A 23,642-nucleotide genomic window follows, 5' to 3' on the forward strand; every position below is an offset into this window, starting at 1 on the left:
AAAGAAGCAGTCAGAAAAAACTCTGACTGCTTCTTTTAATTTTTATAGCATCGCTGCACCTATCAGTCCTGCATTGCCTTTATTTAAGCTTGCTTGCACTCTGCCTTTTTTATGTTTAAAGAATGGCAGGCTGAAATACTGATCAACTAAACGGGAAATTTCATCAACAATTTGTGGGTGATGATTCATAACTCCTCCACCTAGCACAACAACATGCGGATCTATTAATAGGATGAAACTTTGAACCTTCTGAGCGATTTCCTGCTGCCATTCTTGAATGAGTGGAACAATACGTTCATCCTTTTCATAGTAGCGCTCAAAAAATTGCTGTAATGTCCCTTCTTCATTTGTATGTTGCTGTAACTTCTTTAATAATCCAGGTCCAGCACATACTTCTTCAAAATAGGCACCTGCGCTTGTTAACGAAAAACCGATTTCTCCGGGAACTCCAGCACCTCTTAAAAACTTTCCTTCATGAATAATACAGCATGCAATTCCTGTACTGATCGTGACATAAATGAATGTCTCTTTTTCAAAATGACGGATTTTATATTCTCCATTTGCCGCTGTCATCATATCTGTTTCCATAAAAACCTGAGCTTTCGGAAATGCCGTTTCAAGTCTTTGGATGAGCGGAAAATTACGCCATGGCAAGTTTTGCTGAAAGACTACAAGCCCTTGTTGTAAATCCAATATCCCCGGTAAACCGACCGCAACTTTTATAACATCCCCCTCTTCATCTTCCAGAAGCTTATGAAAACCCGCAATAATTGCCTCAAATAATTCCTCCGATTGCTGGGGACTCTTTACTTCAATTTGCTTTATTAATTTTTCCGGCTGTTCTTGCTTCGATAAAGCAAGTGCTAATTTTGTCCCTCCGATATCAGCACTTAAAATCCACATTTAGTCCACCTGCTTTACAAAAATTCCGTAGTTTTTCCAAATCGTATAGCCAAGCTTTTCATAAAAGGCGATTAAATCTGTCCAATCGATAAAGAACGTTTCTTTACCACGTTGCTGCAAATAATATTCTGCAGCGTCAATAACCGCACGCCCTAAGCCATAATTTCTATAGTCTTCATTTACCCCTAGTGGACCAATGCCGCCTAATCGGTCAAACTGCTCCGCCCAATTATAGTTCGGCCCTTTCCAGGCACTATGTTCGTCATTTATACGACAGAACCCAACAATCTTACCTTGCCATTTCACAACGACATAATCTCTTCCTGTACCTCCGTGAGAGAAATAGTCATGTGCTTCAAAAGTCCAACGCCCGGGAAAAGACTGGGTCATAAAATCAATGAGTTGCTGTTGTTCCTCTTTTTCTAATAAAACAAATTGAACATTATTTTTTTCAGGCAGTGACAATGGTTCTGCTATCGTTTTTGTAAAATCTACACTTTCGACAACTCTTTTAAAGCCCAACTTTTCGGCGAATGCAACACCTTCCCGCTCACCAAGAGGGACTCCGCATAATAAGTGGCCTAAATCCCCGCCAAGCTGAATTTTCTTTATGCCATTATTGAGAAGGGCCTTTTCTGCATATTGATAAAGCTCTGTCGCAATTTTTTGCTGACGGTAATCCGGGTGCACAAGCAGCATTTGAATCCAGCCATGTTCTTTATTTAAAGAAACGCCGTGAGTATTATGCCAAACTTTTGCAACGACAACTCCGACAATTTTCCCGTCTAGTTCCTTTATCGCACTTCCCTCATCTAAAACATAAGGTGATTGCCAAGTATTTTGTTCAAGCAAGCGATCCGACAACTTAAAGTCAGGCAAACAAATATTCCATAAGTCTACTATGTCCTTGTGAGCTTCTTTTGTTACTGGCTTTAGCATCTATTTCCCCCCAAACGTTTCTTCCATACGACGTAACGGATCATCGATAAAGTTTTCATCCCATTCAACAACTTGCCCTTGTTCTATTAACTGTTGTTTTACTTGTTCATATGAAATGTCCTGAACTGGTTTCCCTTCCTGCAGTGCAATTGACGCTACAGTACCGGCCCCTTGCCCGAGCATCATAAATACCGGTTCCATCCGAATTGAACCATATGCAATATGAGAAGCACTTAGGCATACTGGAACAATTAAGTTTGTACAATGCTCCTTCTTCGGTAACAGCGAACGCAAATCGATCATAAATGGTTTTACCGGTACTTGGATATCGCCTTCATTCATTACTCGCCCATTGACGACGACGCGACGGCAATTATGTGAATCCATATGAAAAGATGCGATTGCAATAGGTTGTTCGCAAATTACTCGCTGTAGTGCATTGTGTTCTGTCATGACATACTCGCCTAACATTCTCCTTGCTTCCCTTATATACAGCTGGCGCGGCCAATTGCCTGTATCGGTAAACTCATCTGCCGCCAATCCCCATTGTCTTACTTCCTCACGAATATCAAGCGGTACTTCTTCATCGTTGGCTAAAAAGTACAGTAACCCTGCAACATACGTCACATGCTGCTGATACATTTTTTCTCTTATTCCATAGTCCGCATCAGGAAATGCATAATTCATTCCGATAAAATCCGTCGAAAATGCCCCATAATTATTTAAATCGGTTTTTCCATTCATCAAAGGGGTATGTAACTTCATCGCGTCCCAATGCCCTGCCTTTATATAGCGTAACAACAGTGCATAATGATTACGCTCATATCCATTTGGTTTTGGGAACGGCACTTTTTGTTCCTTTGTTAAACACATCCGGAAATTATAAGCTTGGATACGATGATCACCCTCACCATTGTGCTCTTTCACAACCTCATCTGAAATTCCATACAATAGTCCGCTTGCCGGATTGCCTTCTTCTATATACGGATCGATAAAACTTTCAAATTTGTGATGCTGTGTACCAAATTGCACCCCATTATAAATTTCCTTATAAACTGTGCTTGCTTCTCTTCCTACAATATATTCAACCCCTGCATGTGCCAGCAAGTCACCTTCATAACTGGCATCAATAAATTGCTTCGCTTCATAGGTTGTACCGTCTGTCATAACGATTTGCTGAATTTGCCGGTCTTCAATAAGAGCTGATTCAATAAATTGCTCCTTCTGGATATCAATCTCATGTTCTTCTAACCATGTTTTAAATATACGTTCTGCTACATGCGGCTCGAAACGTACACATTTTTCGCTACGATAGTGGTGTGCAATCTCATCATAAAATTGCTTTGCTAAACCGCCAATCGCCTGTTCAGCACCTAAGTCTGTTGCCCCTAACCCACTTGTCGTCATCCCGCCGACAAAGCGGCTGCATTCAGCAATACGAACATCATGCCCTTTCAATTTAAGGGTGATTGCTGCTGTAATGCCTGCAGGTGTTGCTCCGTATATTAATACATCCTGCTTGTAATGCTGCTGTCTCTTTTCTTTTTTACGGTAATAATAAACCGATTCCCACATTTATAAAGCCTCCCAACGTGATTTCGTAGCCTGAACGACGCGCTGTAATGACTCCACATATTGTTGAAGCGGTTCCTCTATTTGCCCCTGTTGCAGCAACTGTTCCATTTTATTTAATAACTTCAGTACTTCAAGTTTCGCTTCCGGGTTTTTGGCCTCTACAACTCGGCTTGGGAAAAATATGGCGTTATACTGACTGTTTTGAGCAAAAATGTGTTCAATTTCTTCTGCGAGCTGCTGTATTGCCGGTGACAGTAAATACGAAACAGTTTCTACATCTTCCCAAAGCGACCGTGCAAATACAGCATTATTTAATTGCTGGTACTGCTGATAATCGTATTGCTCCATATGTGGCTGGGCCTTTGCGATTTTATGGAGTGGAACAACTAAATTGACCATTCCATCACACCCGGCTTCTTTATACTTTTCAATATCTGTCGCTATTCGTTTAAATAATAGCGGGAAAAGTTCACTTAGCATAAAGTGGTCACTGTAATATTCAAAAACAGTAATCTGTTTGTCAGTTGACCTGCGCCAATCCATTAGACTTTCCCATGCACGCATATCACGTTCCGATTCATAACTATGTGCATAATTACGTCCCCAATAAGCGTATAAAACATCGGCCGAACTCACCTGCTGTTCTTTGCGCTCTAGCATTTCCCAACTTAACCCGGCATTATAGACGATATGCTCTACTTCCACTTGTAAACCTGCACCTGCTAATGCTTGCTGGAGCTTTTCGGTGAATGCCATATATTGAGTTAAAAAGAGCTTTGCTTCTTCACCTTTTGCTCCTACATCTTCCGGCCAGAGTGAGATCCGTTGAATAACAGGTTCTGCTTCACAGTAAGATACTATTACTTCGATGACTGATTGTTGCGCTTTTTCATCCTGTAAAAAGTCCTGATTTTTTAGCGTATTTGCCGCTGTAAATTCAGTTTCCTCTCCAACTAAATCATTTACCGCTCCATCAGCAGCTGCCTTTCCGGAAACACTAACTCCTTTTGCCTTTGCCAATAAATAACGTAAACTATGCCCGCCTAACGTGACATCAATCCCGCGCTTTTTTATTTCAGGCAAAAGCGCCTCCTTCACTTCATCCCATAGGAAAAATGTAAAGAATACTTCATTTAGTCCATTTTTAGTACCAACATCTAGCATCCTCTTTAAAAAAGGGATGTCATCGATTGTTTCAAATACATTCCCTCGACGATTGAATTTCGGTTTTCCTTCATAAGTACTTGTCAGCCCTTGAATGCCGATTTTTTTCTCCTTCCCCAACTCCAAAAATACAAGCCCTTCTACCTTTTCAATCAGTTTATACACCCCGTACAACAAGGAACGACTTGTATTCCCGCGAATCACATAATTGTTTTCAGTTTGATCAATTACAAATTCATCTCCATTGCCGGAAGTATTCAATCGTTCAAAAACGACTGGTTTATCCCCCGTATAAAAGCGCTCTAGTTCCTCAAATGCAAATTGTTCAATTTCATTTTTATAATTTTGTAGTTTGTTCATCTGCATCGATCCCTTTCAATAATTGCTTTGGTTGAACGAAAAGGATACCCGTTACGAGTATCCTTTGAATTGTCCTATAGTTTTACTGCTTGCTTTCTGTTATTTGATTCATATGCTGCCAACGCAATTTCTAAAGATTTCAATCCATCATAACCGGAAATAAGCGGCTGCTTTTGTTGCTGAATTGAATTTAGAAAATCGACAATTAAATCAAAATCGGTATCATTTCCGCTGTATAAATGGGTGAGCGATTTACGGCCTTTCCCATACAGGTTAAGCTTCTCGTTGAAAACATCGACTTTTCGAGTAGCTTTCGTTCCGATTACTTCAATCATCGCATCACCCCATGTCGGAAATTCCGGGAACCGTGACCAGCTTGCATCGTGTGAAGCAACTACTCCATTATCAAATACAATTGTCATGATTCCAGCATCATCCGTATCAAGTTCGGTGAAATAGTTATTCGCAAATGCTGTAATTTCTTTTGCTTCGCTGTTCATATACCAGCGCATAATATCTACCATATGGACGGTATGATCCAATACCGCACCACCACCTGCCAATCCCTCATCGACAAACCATCCGCCCGGGTTTTGCCCGCGATTAGTAGAGCGGATTGCAACAATTTCTCCAAGTTCCCCTGCATCAATGGCTGCCTTTAAATCTCGGATAGGTGCACTGTAGCGGACCGGATATGCAATTGATAAATGCACATCGTTTTCTTTACATACATCAATCATCTCTTTTGCATCATCAATATTCGTAGCAATCGGTTTTTCACATAAAATATGTTTTTTCGCCTTAGCCGCCGCAATTACCATTTCTTTATGAAACACATTTTCACTGCAAATAAGCACAACATCGATATCCTCTGCTAAAAATACACTCATGTCTGCAAAAAATGGTACATCATATTGCTTACTCGCATGCATACCTCTCGTAGTATCAGTATCATAAATAGCGGTTAGTTTCGTGCCGGGTATTCGCTGAATTGCCGTCGCATAGCTCGTAGCATGAATATGTGCAAAGCTCATAATGCCAATGTTCATCGCAGTTCACCTCGTTGCAGGAGTAGTCGTACAGCAGCCAGTTTTTCATCATAGATATTATTCCATTGAACCGCATACTGATGAACTGCATCTATATTTTTGAACAGATTTTGATTGTTGTCACTGTCACCCGTCATTTGTAAACTATCAAATTCTGCAATATGCAGATGGCTGCTCCATTCAAATTCTATACGATCCTGACCCGTCCAGTATTCTAAATGGGTCATAATCGATTCACCGAATTCACAAAGAACGATCGTATAATGATTCTCTCCGATTTCATTTGAACGTACCGATACGTTACGAACGGTTCCAAACCATTCCGATAATGCGATGATATCTTCCTCTATATATGAGAAATTATTCGTCGTTCTCCGCAGTCGAAGGACGCCTTTTACCGTATCATGTGCTTTCAACACTTCTTGTAATTGAATGGCAAAAGAATATGACCATAAATCGAAATAAATCCAGCCTTGTTTATCAGAAATTGAAAATGGCTTATAGGCATCTGCTGCAGGCTGTTGCAAAATTGTTACGGTATTAGGTTCGTCACTGTTCTCGTTTGTAAATCGGTACAGTGGAGAGTGCATAAGTAGCTGCCGGTCTTTTTCCAATACGATTTTCACTAGTAATCACCTACAATTTTATTTCTTGATTTGTTGCAGCTGATTCATAAATCGCCGCCAACATTTTCGTCACTTCAACCCCGTCTTCTACCGTCGAAATAGGCTGCACATTATTAATACAGCAATCCACAAAATGATTAATCTCGTTGATGAATGAACCTGCGAAATCGAAACTTAACAAATCGATTTGTGGTGTAATATTTAAAATTGTTTCATGCTGCTCTTTTATAATGGTCAGTTCCGGTTCTACTTCGGCACCACCATTTTCACCATAAAGTTTTACGGATACTTCATCCTGTTTTGCATGTAGTGTAAAACTTACATCCACATAGAGGGAAGCACCATTTTCAAAACGAATGAGCGCATTTGCAAGGTCTTCAACATCATTATGCTCGGCGTCATAATCAGCTGCCTTATAGAAAGATAAGTTTTCAATATGGGCGCGATTCCCTAACTTTTTGTACGTATTACCTGAAACTGAAATCGGCTTTGGTTTCCCCATTAAATACCAGCAAAGGTCGATCATATGCGTTCCTAAATCAATTAAAGGTCCGCCGCCGGATTTTTTAATATCACTGAACCAGCCGCCCGGATTGCCTAATCGGCGTATGCATGAAGCCTTCGCATAATAAATTTCGCCCAGTTCCCCTGCATCAATAAATTTTTTAAGAACGCCTACATTTGTTGCAAATCTACGTACATAGCCAACTTGTAAAATCTTATTCGATTCTTTTACCGCAGCTTCAACTGCATAAGCTTCATCAAGCGATAAACTTAATGGTTTTTCAAGTAGAACATGCTTGTTTTTTTGGAGTGCCTGGATTGCAATTTCTGCATGGGAATTATTCCATGTACAAATACTGATTGCATCAATTTCCTCATTCGCAAGGAACTCACTCACTTTTAAATATAAATTCTCTACACCGTATTTTTTACCTAACGCATTCAGTCTTCGTTCATCACTATCACAAATCGCAACAATCTCTACATTGGGATTTTCAAAATAAGGTTTTAAATGGTACTCGGAAATAGATCCTCCTCCAATTACACCAACCTTTAACATGTTAATTCCCTCCCGAATATTCAATGATGGCGGTCAATGCCTCACTGCTTTCTAATATGTCATACACACCGGCTGAATTTTCAAAAGGAATTTCCAGTTGCACAAAGTCAGAAACATCTATCGCCTTTCGTTCCAATAAACGAATATAGGCTGCCAGATTGCGTCCTTCCGTCCAACGAACATAATGATACGGATAGTCAATCGATTCTCTTTCATAGCGAGCATCATAGCGACCTGGTCCGCCTGCTCTTGAAATCGTAATGACCGCTTCCTTTATAAACAATTGTTCTCGATTAAATTGTGGTTCTACATCCCCGACAATAACGATTCTTCCTTGCTTACGAACCCACTCAAGGCTACGGGGAGTTGTTTCAGAATGTTTGCCTCCAGCACATAAGAGAACAGCATCTACACCATGCCCTTTCGTATAATCCAAAATATGCTGTTCCATTTCTTTTAAATCCGAAAAAACTTCAACGCCCGGTGTACCTTTCAGCATTTCAGCTCTTTTTACATTAGGTTCATAGCAGATGACGTCATAACTTGCTGCTGCACAAATCTTTGCAATCATTTGGCCAAGTACACCTAACCCGATCACTACAACTGTTTCACCGAACTGCAGCTGTCCTTGACGTATAGCATGAATGGCAATAGTGCCGTGTGCTGCGAATGCCGCATGTTTGGGCAATACTTCTGCAGAACATTTCGCTACTAATATTTCCGGTACAACAAGCCGCTCCATATGTCCAACATAAGGTGCGCCGTAGCAGGCAACGATATCACCAACTTGAACAGTTGTAACACTTTGTCCAATTTCCTTCACTTTACCAACAGCGCTATATCCAAGCTGTCGTACACCTTGTTTACTACCTTCAATTAATAACCGTTCAGTCCCTGGTGAAACAGCAGTATAATAGGTCTCTACTAATACCCCTGTTTCAAAAAGCTCAGGTTGAGCGATTTCGGCTATTTTCACGACACCCTCATGTGCTTGTAAAGCTTTCACTCTTCTCACCTGATTTCCACTTTGCTAAATTTTGTTTAACAAATGCATCATCATTTAAATGCGGATACATTTTATAAACACGAGTTATTTCATCGGCTTGACCTTCACTTAATACTTCATGGTCTGCCAGACACCAGTTTCCTTTTAACAATCCTTGTCTCGTCAATACTTCGTTGATTCCTGCAATACTTCCTTTAAAGGAATGTGCCGGGTCGAAGAAAGCAGCATTCGTATCTGTCACTTCGATGGCTCTTGATAACCAGCTTGCATCAATTTGTGCTTTATCTCTAGCTGCCTTGATCTCTTCAAAATATTGAACGGCAGTTTTCGCCCATACTGACCAATGCCCTAACAGTCCGCCAACTACTTTCTTTTTTACGGTTTCGCCATTGATTGTAAATGCATATTCGGTTAATAGATCAATGACAATATTATCGTCATTTCCTGTATAAAGAGCGATTTCATCCCGACGGTCGCTATTGCATACCGCCCGAACGACATCTAATGTTTGATAGCGGTTAAATGGCGCCATTTTGATCGCATATACATTTTCTATATTGGCAAGTTCATGCCAAAACTGATAAGTGAATACACGACCGCCTACTGATGGCTGTAAATAGAAACCAACTACAGGAATGAGTTTGGCTACTTCTCTCGTACGCTCCAATAACTGGGCTTCTGATAAATGCTGGAGTCCTCCCATACTTAGTAAAGCTAAATCATATCCGAGCGTTTTTAAAATTGTCGCTTCATTTTTCGCCTGCTCTACCGGACCGCAAACACCACCTATTTTAATGAAGGATTCCGGTACATTCGCTTTCTTCATCTCATCTATTGCAATTGAAAGAACACGCTCATACAGGTTGAATCGGGAATCACGAATTTCAAATTGTGTCGTATGAACACCAACTGCCAAGCCCCCGACACCCGCGTCAATATAATACTTCGTCAAGGCACGCTGACTTACTTCATCCAATGATTTGTCTTCGTTTAACGCTAATGGATGTGCCGGAATAAATGCACCGTCAAACAATGCTTTTTTTACCGCTTCATTCATTTAAAACGCCCCTTTTCGCTCTTGGAAATGCGTTGGTTTATTTAATGTGGCACCATCTAATTCCACCCAATTTGCAACCATATCGAGCATTTGCTCAATGGATACACGGGGATAGCCAAATAATTTATGGGCATGGGCCGCTGTATTTAATAATGCTGTTTCCTGTTCGACCCCTATAATTATAGCTTCCTTATTAAAGCGTCTTGCAAACTCCTTCGCCAGCCAGCGAACAGACAAAGTTTCCGGCCCTGTTACGTTCAGAATTTTCACAGGTGAATCGCAATGTAATAGCGAGCGAATCGCGTATTCATTTGCATCCCCTTGCCAGATGACATTGACACTGCCCATCGTGACATCAACAGGCTCATTATTGTAGACTGATTTTGCAACTTCCAATAAAACCCCATATCGTAAATCAATCGCATAATTTAACCGGAACATAAGCATTTTTGTTTGAAAGCGATTGGAGAAATTCGTAAAAATACGTTCTCTTCCTAATGTGGACATTGCATATTCACCAACGGGAACCGGTGTAACGTCTTCTCCGCAATTGCCCGCTGTTACAGGTGTAAATGGATAAATATTGCCTGAAGAAAATACGACGATATTTGAGTTTTTAAATTTGTCTGCCACACGACCTGGTACGTATGTATTCATCGCCCATGTGAAGTGTTCGTTATTAACTGTACCGAATTTATTTCCCGCCATGAAAATGATATTCGGAATATCCGGCAACTGAGCGAGTTGCTCTTCATCCATTAAATCACAGGTAATTGTTTCGATCCCTGCTGCTTCCAGCTCTTCTTTCATTTCTTTATTTGAAAATCTGGCCACACCGATAATCCGTTTCTCGATCCCCGCTTCTTCAGCAGCACGCTTCGCCACTTTTGCTAAAGTAGGACCCATCTTTCCTGCAATTCCTAAAATTAAAATATCACCATCAATTTTTTTTATATCCTCTACTAATGCTGCGGAAGGTTTTGTCATAAATTCTTCTAATTGTTGTACCGTTTGCATTGCGGTCACCCCTTTATAAATTGAATATTCTTACATCTTTCTGTAAAATTATATTAATATGGATTTTTGGAGGCACAGACATAATGAATAAGGCACTTCCGTATACCTCACAAAGTTTAGTAGGGATTATTGTTCCTGAAATTTTGCAGGATACAATTAAAGAAGCTTTACGTGGATTCCCTAATATCCAACCACATTATTTTTTAACACAAGACTTTATAATGACGGACGAGTTACAGCGATTTATATATGAATATGAAATGCTTGTCGCTGCAGATCCATATATTTTCCAGCAATTAAAATTCTATGATTCATCTTTGCAGCTTTATCAGATTAATAGTAGAGCGCTTCAGCTATACGAATTGCTATTAACCCATAAAATACAAAATGAACAGAAGTATTATTGTTTTGACTTGTTGCAACAAAGCACCATTTTGTCGATTACACATCAGTTACATCATAAAATCGACTATGTGTTTTCTGAAGGCGAATCGGTTGATGTCATATTGGAAAATCATATAAAACATTCTGAACAAGGCTATTTCCCGGTTACTACAATTGCCTCTGTGTATGAATCATTAAGTGAACATAATATCGAATGTCGCTACTTAATTCCGACAAAGCAGGAATTGATTGTTGCTTTTGAACGGATATTATTGGCTTCTAAAGGGCGACAAAACAAAGAAAGCCAAATTGTGTACGGTTTGATTCAATTTGAATCGATCGCTAAACAAGAACAATCGAAAGTGGAACAAATACTTCAGCAGTTCACACAACAAATGGATGGTCATTTAATCATGTTGAATCCATTACAATACAGTTTTATTACGACCCGTGGACAATTTGAGCGCGAAACATTAGGGTACAAACATTTGCCGCTTCTTTCCCGCTTTAAAGAAGAGCTGAAAATTAATTGCACAATCGGTGTCGGCTTTGGAATCAATGCAAATGATTCAGGGCGTCATGCCAAACAAGCACTCTACCAGGCAAATGAAAACGGACCAAACCTTTGTTATATCGTGCGTGAAGATAATAGTGTAATCGGTCCAATCGATACGACCGTTTTTATTAACTATGAACAGTACCCGTTAGTCATAACAGATCTAAAGTTATTGGAACGGGCGGAAAAAGCCGGTATGTCTGCTTCCTATATTTCCAAATTAATGGGTCGTATTATGAAGCATCAAAAGTTTATTTATACGGCCGAAGAACTTGCTCAAACATTGAACATTACGTTACGAAGCGCAAATCGGATACTGCTAAAATGGCTGGATGCGGGACTTGTTGATATTATCGGCGAGGAAAAGGTAGCTCACCGCGGACGTCCTAAACGCATCTATTATATTCAGTTTTTAGAAGATATAAAGAATCAGTAAGTTGTGCTGGTAATATACTTTACTTGATCTAATAGTTTAATTATTTGCAGTGTGTCTGTTTGATTAATGGGACTTTTTTTCTCTATAAAAAACTGCTCCATTGCATCAATCAGGCGGTCATAAAATCGGACATCTCCTTCAGCAATTTCAAACCATTCACTTTGCTGCTGAGTATGTGTTACAAATTGAAAACTTTGACGATGCTGTAAGTACCCTCTAATTGAAGAGACAGTCCCATCTTGAAATGTTAATGTGATAAAGTGTTGCTGATCATTAAAGGTAACAGCTACGTCTTTGACAGAGGTACCTTTTAACGCACTGATCATCTCTACTGCATGTATACCATAATAGTAATAGTCAAATTCCTGCAGCATCGGCAATGGAGTTATGATATCCACTGCCTCGATGCTTTTTTTAGATTTTGCCTGTTGAATTTCTTCAGCAAAGCGTAAAGCCGAGCAGCTCATCAAAGGAATTCCCTTTTCATTGGCAAGTTCTATAATAGAACTCGCCTGCTCATAATTTTGTGCCAATGGTTTATCGATAAAAATAGGTTTTTCAGAAGCAGCCAACACTGCAAATTGCTCGAAATGTTGTGAGGCATCAACCGATGTAATGATAAACGCATCACAAATATCTGCCATTTCCTGTAGTGTTGTAATAAAAGGAATTCCTCTTCTACTCAACTCTGCTGAAACTCGTTCAATTCGTTTTCTGCTTAACTCAATTGTAGATCCACCCCGATATGCGAATAGCTCATGACCTTTTTTCTGTAGCCTTTCACTGAATGCGATTGCATGGGTTGAATCAGTTCCGATCATACCTACTTTCATAGAAGCCCCCTACTTAATACCTGACATTGTAATTCCTTCTGTAAAATAACGTTGGAAGAAAATAAATATTAAAAATGTCGGTATGAATGAAATTGTTGCACCTGCCATTTCGACACCGAAGTTCCCTTCTTTACCGAGCATCGAGGCAAGACCAACTGTTACAGGGAACATCTTTTCATTTGTTAAATAAATTAACGGCTGAAATAAGTCATTCCAGTTTGAAATAAAAGCAAAAGTCCCTACTGTCGCAATTACCGGGAATGATAGCGGCAAAATAATCTTGAAGAAAATTTGCCAGTCGTTCGCCCCGTCAATATAGGCAGCCTCTTCCAAATCTTTCGGTATCCCCTGTAAAAATTGTCGTACTAAAAATACACCCATGATTGCCCATAATTCAGGTACTATCAATGCCCAATATGTATTAATCCATCCAAAATCGGCGAACATAATATATTTGGGAATAATAAATAACTGTTGAGGAATCATGATGACTGCCATGAAAATCCAGAAGATTGCCTCTTTACCCCAAAATTGCTTTTTCGCAAATATATACCCGAGCAATGCCGCAAAAAGCATTTGAGTAATAACAGGAATGACAGTTATAACGATAGAGTTCCAGATCCATCGTATAAAAATCCCATTCGTAAAAATTGTTATATAGTTTTGGATTGATGGATTGGTCGGCAGCCAAAACAGCGGATCAATTTGTGCCTGTTTCACTTCTTTTAATGAGCCGAACACCATGATGATGAATGGCATTATAAAAATGATTGCTAATATTGCTAATGCTGCATAAGAGATTACTTTTTTCATTTATCTGCTCCTTCCCGCACCAGCTTAATAATAATTTGGATCTTTCCCGATATATTTACGTTGTATTAACGAGATAATTAGAATGATAAAGAATAACACATACGATAAGACTGCTGCATAGCTTAAATTCAGACTTGTAAACCCTTGATGATATAAGTAATACACGATTGTCGTTGTTGAGTAGTTTGGCCCCCCATTCGTTAACAAGAACGCCGAGTCGAAAATTTGGAATGAACCAATCGTTGTTGTAATCGCCACGTAAAAGTGAATAGGCTTTAACATCGGGAATGTAACTTTCCAGAAAATCTTCCACGGACTTGCACCATCAATACGAGCCGCTTCATACAATTGACGGTCGATCGATTGTAATCCCGCATAATAGTAGATCATCGTCGTACCCGCTACTTTAAAAATACTTAATCCTGCCAAGACAAGAAGCGCCTGTGATGAACTGGATAAAAACAGCTGCGGGTTAATTCCGACAAAACCGATTAAATAGTTTATAAAACCATCTTCTGTACCGCGGAACAACCATCCCCAAATACCTGCGATAATTACGAATGATGTAACAACAGGTAAGAAAAACAATCCTTTAAAAAACCCTGAAAATTTAACTCCCGAATTAATAATCACTGCTAAAATTAGGCCAAGCGCCATTGTCGGAACTATATAATAGATGGAAAACTTAACTGTATTCCATATTGCTTTCCAAGCGATTTCATCATCAAATAAACTTTTCCAATGTTTTAACCCAACAAACTCAGGGTCCCCAATAATTTTCCAGTCATGAAACGTTAAATAAAAACTTAAAGCAAATGGATATATTTGAAAAATAAGAAAATGAATTATTACTGGAACGAGTACGACATAGACTAATAAATTTTTGTTTAACTCCCTCTTAATCCGTGCACTAAATGATCGTTTAGAAGTTGTAGAGGTCACATGCCTCACCCTTTCTGTACTTGAAGTAATGAGAGAGTTTGATCTTCACGACCAAACTCTCCTTTTAAATTATTTGTTAATTAACTTATCAATTGCGTCTGCCGCCTTATCTGCAGCTTCCTGAGGAGATTGTTTGCCTTCTAACATTGCTTGAATTTCTGCTTGAACTAAAGGCATAATATTACGCCCTTCTGGGTGAATCACACCTGGCTTCGCAAATTCTGTGTAGCCTGCTAATTGAGCCATGTATTGTTGTGAATCGAAAATATCCTTCGCTTCATCACGTGTCGGGATATATTGTGTAATATTATTGAATGTACGTTGGTTATCTGTGTTTGTAACATACTTCATGAACTCTGCTGCAGCTTCAGGATTTTTAGAAATCGCAGAACCTACAAACATCCCAACAGTACCATAAGTTAATTGCTCTGCATCTTTTAATGGTGGAGCAATAACAAACTCAAATGGCTTCTCAGCTAATAAGCGGTTTACCGAAATACCAGAACCATTTACAGCTAATAATTTCCCGCCGAAGTATAGTGAGTCATGATCAAGCGCTGTAATTGAATCTTGTGGAATCCAGCCCTTTGTATACATTTCGTTAATTAATTCAAATGACTTAACCGCTTCTGGCTTGTTAATTAAGATGTTGTTATCTTCATCAATTACATTACCGCCAGCTTGCCATAAAAATGGATAAAGCGTGTTATTTAAAGAACCGCCACCTGCATATGAGAATGCATAGTAACCAGCTGCTTTTGCTTTTTCAGCTAAAGCTTTAAACTCATCCCATGTTGTCGGAAGGCTGTTTTCATCAACGCCTAATTCCGTTAAAATATCTTTGTTATAAATTAAAGACTCCGCTGTTTGTAAAATTGGCATCCCGTACTGTTTGCCTTTCCAACTTGTTGCTTCAATAGCAGTTGGTACAAAACCGCTTAATTCTTCATCTGTAACATATTGCGATATATCTAAAATTAATTGTTGTTCAGCGTATTGTGGCATTTGGTCAGGAATTACATAGAATACGTCCGGACCTTGACCTGCCGCTAAAGCCGTTAAGATTTTTTGGTCACGATTTGCCCATGGAATTTGCTCGAAGTTTACTTTAACCCCTGTTTCAGCTTCAAAATCCGATGCAAATGTTTTCCACATATCCCCTTCACCTGTTGAGCCATCTGTATAAGGGTGTGCCCAAACTGTGATTTCACCTGATAATCCTGAAGACTCTTCTGTATCTGTGTTAGCGCTTCCATTATCCGTATCTGTATTTGCATCTGTTGAAGCCGTTTCATCTTCGCTGCATGCAGCCATTACAACAGAAAGCACTAATACTAAAAATAACAGTCCCAACTTTTTAAAAATTGTATTACTCATAACCCATCCCCCTTTTTATTTTTGCTTTGTATAAAATAGCAAAATAGCTATTTTTTCCAGACTACAAAAAAATTAGGAGGAACTCAAGTCCATTAAAAGTCCTTAATTTAAATTGCACAATTTTTCAGATTTTTTATTTTATAATAAAGATAAGGGGGGTTAACTTTATGACATTTTGGGACGGGTTTTACAGTTTTGGTGTAAAGCTATTAAAAATTATTTACTTGAATTTTCTATGGTTGTTTTTTTCTGCGATTGGACTTTTTGTTTTCGGTATATTTCCGGCGACAATTGCTTTGTTTACAATAATAAGACAATTTCATCTTGATATTGAGAAGCCGATTACGAGGACATTTTGGGAAGTCTATAAAACCGAGTGGCTTAGAGGAAATGGGTATGCCGCAATTAGTTATATTATTGTATTGATTTTAGCTATCGACTTTTATGCGATATATATGGTGGATTCTTTATCCTTCCTTCTCATACCAACTATTATCATTGCCTTTTTAATTTTCGGAACTTTGTTTTTCTTCTTTCCAGTGTATGTCCATTTTGATTTAGCCTTTTTGGCAATGATCAAACAAGCATTTTTATTTACGGTTACTTCACCTTTCACGGTCATTTTAAATGCGTTAAGTATCGTATTGATCTATGGCATTTTCAATATTATGCCGGGTGCAATTCCTTTATTTGCCGGGAGTGTGCTTAGTTGGTTCGTTATGAAATTCTCTCTGCGTTCCTTTAAGAAAATTGAACAGCAAAAAGTAACGGAGGCTGTAACATGATAAACGGACTGCACCCTGAACTCGTTGAAAGTATTGACCGTAAATTAAAAAATTCTCGTACATTCGAGCAACTGATCATGAACAACACATTTGTCCATTATTCCGAGAAAAACTACCAACTTGATAATTGTTTAATCGAAGAAATGATGATAGGAAATATACGAGTCATCCGTATACAGCCGGAGAAAGCTAAACAAAATATGCCGTGCTTTATTTGGTTTCATGGTGGGGGGATGGTGTTTGGCAGTCCGGATGACAGCGTGCCTTATGTAACAGATTTTGTACATAAATTCCAAGCGGTAGTATTCATTCCGCAATATCGTCTTGCTCCGGAAAATCCTTATCCTGCTGCTTTAGACGACGGGTATGACCTCTTAAAGTGGATAAGTGAACATACAGATGAACTAAATATAGATCCAACGAAAATTATCGTAAGTGGTGCCAGTGCCGGGGGAAACTTGGCATTGGCCGTTGCTTTAAAAGCTCGAGATGAAAAAGGACCAAAAATCGCGGCGGTTTTACCGCTGTATCCAATGCTTGATGCAAAAGAAAGGCCATTTCATAAGAAATTTACTTCATCTGCTATTTGGAATGCTGAAAAAAACAAAAAAAGTTGGCTTGCTTATTTACCGGATAGTGAAAATATTCCTACTTATGCATCGCCTTTTTATGCAAATGTTGAAGGGCTTCCGCCTGTTTATACATTTATCGGAACGCACGATTTATTTTATGAGGAAGTATGTGAATTTGTGGATAAACTACAGCAATCTCGTGTACAAGTCCAATTTGATATTTACGAAGGATGTACGCACGGATTCGACTTGGAAGACATACCAATCGCCCTTGATGCTAAAAAGAGGCTATTGGACATTACTTCGAAATTATTGAAGTAACCGTAAAATGGAGACCCGCACGAGTGTAGCGGGTCTCCATTTTTTATGCCAGACCACTGTATGGATAAAGCACATTATTCGGATACATAATATCTTTTTGATTTTTAACAAACATTGCTCCCTCATCGATGAGCACATCTTGCATTACAGGAATTTTTAAATTATCCGGGGTAAAGCACAGTCTGATTTTTTCGGATTGAATAGGCAAGCAACCGAGTATTTCCTGTACATCAACCTGCTCTTTAGAAATGACGTCAATTAACTCAGCATACTCGGCTGTTTCATTCAAAATGGCGAATGCCTGAAACTTAGGAACATAGTAAATACAGTCCCGGTATTGCGTCAATGCATGGAACATTACGATATTTTCATTTTGAATCATACTCATTTTCTGACTGACAGGTTTTCTAAACACCGTTGTTTCATAAAATACATTTCTTGTAGGCTTATCATCAAGATTCACTTTCTTTACCTCAGTATGAATCGCCTCAATATCTTTTTTATCCACAGTAAATGTAGATTGTATACGCGTTTCAAAGCCAAACTTCGGATAAAAATCCAATACTGTATTATTCGCAAACAGGTATATGATATGTGCACTCACATGATCTTCCATCACCTTTTCCATAAGCTGACGGGACAACCCTTTCCCTTGGAATTTTGGATTTGTCATAACCGTCCCGATTTGAACAGCATTATACTGCCTGCCATCCAAAATCATCGTCCCGCTACTTGTAGATACATTGGCTACTATTTCGCCACCCACTTCAAACACATAGGGACAATATGTATCATTCCAATACCCTTGCTCATCCCATTGTTCAAAATCCAGACCGAAAGTATCGTTTGCCAGTTTAAAGAAACTTCTTTTTAGCTGGGGGTTAAGGCGTACAGCATCTCCTTTTATGAAATTCATTTCCATCCCTCCTTTTTAGAGCTCACTATTTTCATAAATAATCTGTCCTTCTGAAACAGTTAATACAACATCCTCGTTTTCATTTACGATATAAAAATCAGCATCTTTACCAATTTCGATTGACCCTTTTTTTTCAAATAACCCTAACAATTTTGCACTGTTTGTAGAAGTCAGCTTAGCCAGTGTCACATCTGATAATCCAAGCCACTCTTTCATATTTTTTCTGGACCTGTTTAAATTGAGCGTACTTCCCGCAAGCGCATCACTTCCGACTAATTTACACAAACCCTCTTCTACACGAACTTGTTGTCCACCTAAATCATAAATCCCGTCTGCTAATTCGGTTGCCCGCATACTGTCTGATATTAATATCATCCGGTCTTCACCAATCGTGTCGTAAATGAAGCGAATCATGTCCGGGTGAATATGAAAACCGTCAGCAATAATTTCCAGCATACACTCACTTTGCAGTAAAGCGACCTGCAAGCCTGGCTCCCGGTGATGGATCGGCCTCATCCCATTACAGAAATGAGTGGCATTCTGAATAAGCTGTTGTTCCAACATTGCCTTTGTCTCAGAATATTTGGCATCAGAGTGACCGATTGATGCTACAATTCCCTTATTTTTTAAGTACGTTGTAAGCTTGTGGTCTTCATCTAACTCTGCCGCTAATGTAATAAGCTTTATTTCATTTTGTGAAGACTCGTTTAAATGGTCAAATATTTCTACAGAAGGCTTTATTATAAACTGGTCGGACTGTGCCCCTTTTTGAACCGGGTTAATGAAAGGACCTTCTAAATGTATGCCGGCAATTTTGGCACCTCTTACATTGTTCTTCGTATTGGCAATCGATTGTACAACATGCTCGATCTGAGTTTCTGCCGCAGTCATCGTTGTTGCTAAAAAGGTGGTCACCCCGTATTTTGCAAGTGCTGTACTGATCGTATTTAGACTGTTTTCCGTTCCGTCCATAACGTCAGAACCTGACATTCCGTGAATATGCTGGTCAATCATTCCCGGCATCATTTTATATACTGACTTTGTTTCCACAAGTTCAATTTGTTCAGGCACTTCATCTTTTTTACAAAACCGGACTATTTTTTTGCCTTCAATAACGGCATAACAATCTTCCTCTATCCGCTGTTCCCGGACAATTTGGAGTGGTCCAATACACCATGTTTTTTCCATGAACATTTCCCTCCTCTACTTCGCCTTTTATATTCCCCATTATTAGCCTATACTTGCCATTTTTCAAGAAAATTCCTTTTAAAATAAAACAAAGAGATGGGGATAGAAGTAGAATTATATTTGGATAAATACAAAACTCTTTATTAAGAAACGGATATTTTGGAAAATTGATTGGAATGAAGGGCGAGTGTAGCTGACGGCTACGCCTTTCGCTACAAGCAAAGCTTCCTGCGGGAACAACAAAATTTATTTTGCGACGAAAGCGTAGCGACAGGAGCACCGATGCCTGAGACGTTCGTGTAAGGCCGTGCCCGCGGAAAGCGTCCCGGAATGGAAATCAATTTTTAACGCTCAGCAAAAAATGCTATTTTTCTCTATGAGAAAAATAGCATTTTTGGGTTATGTCCTACCCTCTTCTAAGAAAAAAATTAACGTTTATTAATTTCTTCCATTAAGATTTGGTTTGTTAATTGTGGGTTTGCCTGACCTTTAGAAGCTTTCATAATTTGGCCAAGAAGTGCTTTAATCGCACGGTCTTTACCAGCTTTGAAGTCTTCTACTGATTTTGCATCATTATCAAGAACAGTTGTTACGAAACCACGGATGACTTCCGGATCAGAAATTTGTACTAAGCCCTTTTCCTTCACGATTTTCGCTGCGTCTCCACCGTTTGTTACTAACTCAGTGAATACTTTTTTCGCGATTTTAGAAGAAATTGTACCGTCCGTAATTAATTTCACCATACCTGCCAAGTTTTCCGGTGTTAGAGCTGTATTTTTCAACTCTTTTTGCTCAGCGTTTAAGTATGCAGAAATATCACCCATTAACCAGTTAGCTGTTAATTTCGCGTCAGCCCCTGCATTTACAGTTGCATCAAAGAAATCGGAAATCTCTTTGTTTACTACAAGTACGTTTGCATCATAATCATTTAAACCTAATTCAGATACATAACGTGCTTTACGAGCATCCGGTAATTCTGGAATCTCGTTACGTACGCGCTCTACCCATTCATCAGAAATTGAAAGACGCACTAAGTCCGGCTCTGGGAAGTAACGGTAATCATCTGTACCTTCTTTAACACGCATCAGGATTGTTTTACCTGTTTTCTCATCAAAACGGCGTGTTTCCTGCTCAATAACGCCACCAGCCATTAATACTTCTGCTTGGCGGATTTCTTCGTGCTCTAAACCACGACGTACAAAGTTGAATGAATTTAAGTTTTTAAGCTCAGTTTTTGTACCGAACTCTTCTTGACCGTATGGACGGATTGAAATGTTAGCATCACAACGAAGAGAACCTTCCTCCATACGTACGTCAGAAACGCCTGTATATTGGATGATTGATTTTACTTTTTCAAGATAAGCATACGCTTCGTCTGGCGTGCGGATATCCGGCTCAGAAACGATTTCTACTAATGGCGTACCTTGACGGTTTAAGTCCACTAAAGAATAGCCGTCAGCATGCGTTAATTTACCAGCATCTTCTTCCATGTGAAGACGTGTAATGCCGATTTTCTTTTTGTAGCCTGGTGTATCACCTTTAGCTGGAATTTCGATTTCTACCCAGCCGTTTTTACCGATTGGCTTATCGAATTGTGAAATTTGGTAAGCTTTCGGATTGTCCGGATAGAAGTAGTTTTTACGGTCGAACTTAGTTTCTTGTTCGATTTCCATGTTCAATGCTAAAGAAGCACGCATAGCGTAATCTACTACTTGTTTATTTAATACTGGTAAAACACCTGGATAACCTAGGTCGATTACTGTTGTATTTGTGTTTGGTTCAGCACCGAAGTGGTTTGGACTGCTAGAGAAGATTTTTGAGTTTGTTTTTAGCTCAACGTGAATCTCTAAGCCAATGACTGTTTCAAAGTTCATTTTATTTTACCTCCCATAATGCTGGAGTTTGTTTAGCGAAATCTGTTTGTTGCTCATAAGCATATGCCACACGGTAAAGTGTTTCTTCATCGAAATGCTTACCGATAATTTGTAAACCTAATGGTAATCCATTTTCAAAACCGCATGGAACTGAAATTGCCGGTACACCTGCTAAGTTGATTGGAATTGTTAAAATATCGTTTGCGTACATTGTCAGTGGGTCATCAATGTTTGCGCCAATAGCGAATGCTGGTGTTGGTGCAGTTGGCCCGATGATTACATCGTAGTTTTCGAACACTTTGTCGTAATCAGCTTTAATTAAAGTACGTGCTTGTTGTGCTTTTTTGTAGTAAGCATCATACGTACCAGCTGATAATGAATATGTTCCAAGCATAATACGACGTTTTACTTCATCGCCGAAACCTTCAGCACGAGATTGTTTGTATAGCTCCAATAAGTTTTTCGCGTTTTCTGAACGGTAACCGTAACGAATACCATCGAAACGAGAAAGGTTTGAAGATGCTTCTGATGAAGAAAGAATGTAATATGCTGCTAATGCATATTTAGAGTGTGGTAAAGATACCTCATCTACTGTAGCACCTAAGCCTTTTAATACTTCCAATGCATCAAGCACTGACTGTTTTGCTGCTTCGCCAACGCCTTCACCTAGGAATTCTTTTGGTACAGCAATTTTTAAGCCTTTAATATTACCGTCTAATGCGGCTGCATAGTTTGGTACCGGCACATCTGCAGAAGTAGAATCCATTTCGTCTACACCTGAGATTGCTTCAAGTAATAATGCATTGTCTTTTACATTGCGTGTAATTGGTCCAATTTGGTCTAAAGAAGATGCGAATGCAACTAAACCGAAACGAGATACACGACCGTATGTAGGTTTCATTCCTACAACACCACAGTAAGCTGCTGGTTGACGGATTGATCCACCCGTATCAGAACCTAATGAAAATGGTACTTCACCCGCTGCAACTGCTGCTGCAGATGCACCTGAAGAACCACCTGGTACATGCGAAAGGTTCCATGGGTTTTTAGTTGTTTTATAAGCAGAGTTTTCGTTTGAAGAACCCATTGCAAATTCATCCATGTTCAATTTACCGACTGTGATCATGCCTGCATCACGCAATTTTTTTACGATTGTTGCATCGTAAATTGGCATAAAGCCTTCCAGAATTTTAGAAGCACAAGTTGTTTCCAATCCTTCTGTTACGATGTTATCCTTTACGCCAATCGGCATACCGAATAATGGACCGCGCTCCTCATAAGGAACTTGATCTAATTCAGCTGCTTTTGCAGTTGCTTGTTCTTTATTTAATGCTAAGAAAGCTTGTACATCGCCGTCCAACTTTTCAATGCGGTCAAACGCTTCTTTTGTTAAATCCGCAATTGTTAGTTCACCCGACTTTAAGCTCTCTTGCAATTGTGCTGATGTGCGCTCAAATACTGTCATGCGAGTGGTTCCTCCTATTACTCCATAATTGATGGTACTTTAATTTGACCTGCTTCTTGTTCTTTTACGTTCAGCATTACTTTTTCAAGAGGTAAGCCTTCTTTTGCTACGTCCTCGCGAAGTACGTTCACTAAAGGTAAAACATGTGAAGTCGGTTCTACATTTGTTGTATCTAATTCATTTAATTGCTCTGCGAAATCAGTAATTTTACCTAATTGTTCAGCAAATTTCTCTGCTTCCTCTTCTGTAATAGCAAGGCGAGCTAAGTGTGCTACGTGTTTTACTTCTTCTTTCGAAATGTTTGCCATTTGTTACACCTCCAAGTTATCGAATCAAATATACCTCGGCAAAATCGGATTATCCGCCGGGTCTATATGTGGAGTCAGTGATTGTTTTGGATACCCGCTGATTCTACATAAAC

Annotated in this window: 22 protein-coding genes; 3 read left to right on the forward strand and 19 right to left on the reverse strand. The window is 39.3% G+C overall.

Annotated elements, in window-relative coordinates; genetic code table 11:
- Positions 1–42 precede the first annotated feature (42 nt).
- From B5473_RS03770 to B5473_RS03815, 10 genes are all read right to left on the reverse strand, one after another.
- Positions 43–903, reverse strand: a complete 861-nt coding sequence (locus B5473_RS03770) for an ROK family protein (RefSeq protein WP_079523732.1) — start codon at positions 901–903, stop codon at positions 43–45.
- The gene (locus B5473_RS03775; RefSeq protein WP_079523733.1) at positions 904–1,842 is read right to left on the reverse strand and encodes a GNAT family N-acetyltransferase; all 939 of its coding nucleotides are present in this window, start codon (positions 1,840–1,842) and stop codon (positions 904–906) included.
- Complete coding sequence (locus tag B5473_RS03780; RefSeq protein WP_079523734.1) at positions 1,843–3,417, reverse strand: FAD-dependent oxidoreductase; 1,575 nt, start codon at positions 3,415–3,417, stop codon at positions 1,843–1,845.
- Positions 3,418–4,941, reverse strand: coding sequence for a hypothetical protein (locus B5473_RS03785; RefSeq protein ID WP_079523735.1), 1,524 nt, complete (start codon positions 4,939–4,941; stop codon positions 3,418–3,420).
- 74 nt (positions 4,942–5,015) lie between these two features.
- Positions 5,016–5,990 carry a Gfo/Idh/MocA family protein gene (locus B5473_RS03790; protein WP_079523736.1) on the reverse strand — a complete coding sequence of 325 codons (975 nt, stop codon included), beginning with the start codon at positions 5,988–5,990 and terminating at the stop codon, positions 5,016–5,018.
- On the reverse strand, positions 5,987–6,616 hold the full coding sequence (locus tag B5473_RS03795; protein ID WP_079523737.1) for a peptide ABC transporter substrate-binding protein: 630 nt from the start codon (positions 6,614–6,616) through the stop codon (positions 5,987–5,989). Before B5473_RS03795 ends, B5473_RS03790 begins: the two co-directional genes overlap by 4 nt.
- 10 nt (positions 6,617–6,626) lie before the next feature.
- Entirely contained in the window at positions 6,627–7,679 is a 1,053-nt protein-coding gene (locus B5473_RS03800; RefSeq protein ID WP_079523738.1) for a Gfo/Idh/MocA family protein, read from the reverse strand.
- A gap of 1 nt (position 7,680) precedes the next feature.
- Positions 7,681–8,694 carry a zinc-dependent alcohol dehydrogenase gene (locus B5473_RS03805; protein ID WP_254865235.1) on the reverse strand — a complete coding sequence of 338 codons (1,014 nt, stop codon included), beginning with the start codon at positions 8,692–8,694 and terminating at the stop codon, positions 7,681–7,683.
- Entirely contained in the window at positions 8,663–9,742 is a 1,080-nt protein-coding gene (locus tag B5473_RS03810) for a dihydrodipicolinate synthase family protein (protein WP_079523740.1), read from the reverse strand. Before B5473_RS03810 ends, B5473_RS03805 begins: the two co-directional genes overlap by 32 nt.
- A complete protein-coding gene (locus tag B5473_RS03815; RefSeq protein ID WP_079523741.1) occupies positions 9,743–10,759 on the reverse strand; it encodes an NAD-dependent epimerase/dehydratase family protein in 1,017 nt (338 codons plus the stop codon).
- A gap of 83 nt (positions 10,760–10,842) precedes the next feature.
- Here B5473_RS03815 and B5473_RS03820 point away from each other — a divergent pair, with 83 nt between their 5' ends.
- Complete coding sequence (locus tag B5473_RS03820; protein ID WP_079523742.1) at positions 10,843–12,135, forward strand: transcriptional regulator; 1,293 nt, start codon at positions 10,843–10,845, stop codon at positions 12,133–12,135.
- Here the strand turns inward: B5473_RS03820 and B5473_RS03825 are convergent.
- The 4 genes from B5473_RS03825 to B5473_RS03840 all read right to left on the reverse strand — a co-directional run bounded on the left by B5473_RS03825 (position 12,129) and on the right by B5473_RS03840 (position 16,100).
- Positions 12,129–12,968: a Gfo/Idh/MocA family protein gene (locus tag B5473_RS03825; protein ID WP_079523743.1), complete on the reverse strand. Its 840-nt coding sequence runs from the start codon at positions 12,966–12,968 to the stop codon at positions 12,129–12,131. The two genes, B5473_RS03820 and B5473_RS03825, sit on opposite strands and share 7 nt — an antisense overlap.
- A gap of 9 nt (positions 12,969–12,977) precedes the next feature.
- A complete protein-coding gene (locus tag B5473_RS03830; protein WP_079523744.1) occupies positions 12,978–13,781 on the reverse strand; it encodes a carbohydrate ABC transporter permease in 804 nt (267 codons plus the stop codon).
- A gap of 24 nt (positions 13,782–13,805) precedes the next feature.
- The gene (locus tag B5473_RS03835) at positions 13,806–14,723 is read right to left on the reverse strand and encodes a carbohydrate ABC transporter permease (protein WP_079523745.1); all 918 of its coding nucleotides are present in this window, start codon (positions 14,721–14,723) and stop codon (positions 13,806–13,808) included.
- Positions 14,724–14,792: 69 nt separating this feature from the next.
- Positions 14,793–16,100: a sugar ABC transporter substrate-binding protein gene (locus B5473_RS03840; RefSeq protein WP_079523746.1), complete on the reverse strand. Its 1,308-nt coding sequence runs from the start codon at positions 16,098–16,100 to the stop codon at positions 14,793–14,795.
- A 167-nt stretch (positions 16,101–16,267) separates the two neighbouring features.
- On the opposite strand from B5473_RS03840, the gene B5473_RS03845 reads away from it, so the two are divergent.
- On the forward strand, positions 16,268–16,885 hold the full coding sequence (locus B5473_RS03845) for a YesL family protein (RefSeq protein ID WP_079523747.1): 618 nt from the start codon (positions 16,268–16,270) through the stop codon (positions 16,883–16,885).
- The gene (locus tag B5473_RS03850; RefSeq protein WP_079523748.1) at positions 16,882–17,778 is read left to right on the forward strand and encodes an alpha/beta hydrolase; all 897 of its coding nucleotides are present in this window, start codon (positions 16,882–16,884) and stop codon (positions 17,776–17,778) included. The genes B5473_RS03845 and B5473_RS03850 overlap by 4 nt, the downstream gene beginning before the upstream one ends.
- Positions 17,779–17,821: 43 nt before the next feature.
- Here B5473_RS03850 and B5473_RS03855 read toward each other — a convergent pair whose 3' ends face one another.
- The 5 genes from B5473_RS03855 to gatC all read right to left on the reverse strand — a co-directional run bounded on the left by B5473_RS03855 (position 17,822) and on the right by gatC (position 23,529).
- The gene (locus B5473_RS03855) at positions 17,822–18,694 is read right to left on the reverse strand and encodes a GNAT family N-acetyltransferase (protein ID WP_079523749.1); all 873 of its coding nucleotides are present in this window, start codon (positions 18,692–18,694) and stop codon (positions 17,822–17,824) included.
- A 15-nt stretch (positions 18,695–18,709) separates the two neighbouring features.
- On the reverse strand, positions 18,710–19,882 hold the full coding sequence (nagA, locus tag B5473_RS03860) for an N-acetylglucosamine-6-phosphate deacetylase (protein ID WP_079523750.1): 1,173 nt from the start codon (positions 19,880–19,882) through the stop codon (positions 18,710–18,712).
- 428 nt (positions 19,883–20,310) lie between these two features.
- Positions 20,311–21,756: an Asp-tRNA(Asn)/Glu-tRNA(Gln) amidotransferase subunit GatB gene (gene gatB, locus B5473_RS03865; RefSeq protein ID WP_079523751.1), complete on the reverse strand. Its 1,446-nt coding sequence runs from the start codon at positions 21,754–21,756 to the stop codon at positions 20,311–20,313.
- A 1-nt stretch (position 21,757) separates the two neighbouring features.
- Complete coding sequence (gene gatA, locus B5473_RS03870) at positions 21,758–23,221, reverse strand: Asp-tRNA(Asn)/Glu-tRNA(Gln) amidotransferase subunit GatA (RefSeq protein WP_079523752.1); 1,464 nt, start codon at positions 23,219–23,221, stop codon at positions 21,758–21,760.
- A 17-nt stretch (positions 23,222–23,238) separates the two neighbouring features.
- Entirely contained in the window at positions 23,239–23,529 is a 291-nt protein-coding gene (gene gatC, locus B5473_RS03875) for an Asp-tRNA(Asn)/Glu-tRNA(Gln) amidotransferase subunit GatC (protein WP_079523753.1), read from the reverse strand.
- Positions 23,530–23,642 lie beyond the last annotated feature (113 nt).

The organism is Solibacillus isronensis, from assembly GCF_900168685.1.
GTDB classification, from domain to species: Bacteria; Bacillota; Bacilli; order Bacillales_A; family Planococcaceae; genus Solibacillus; species Solibacillus isronensis_A.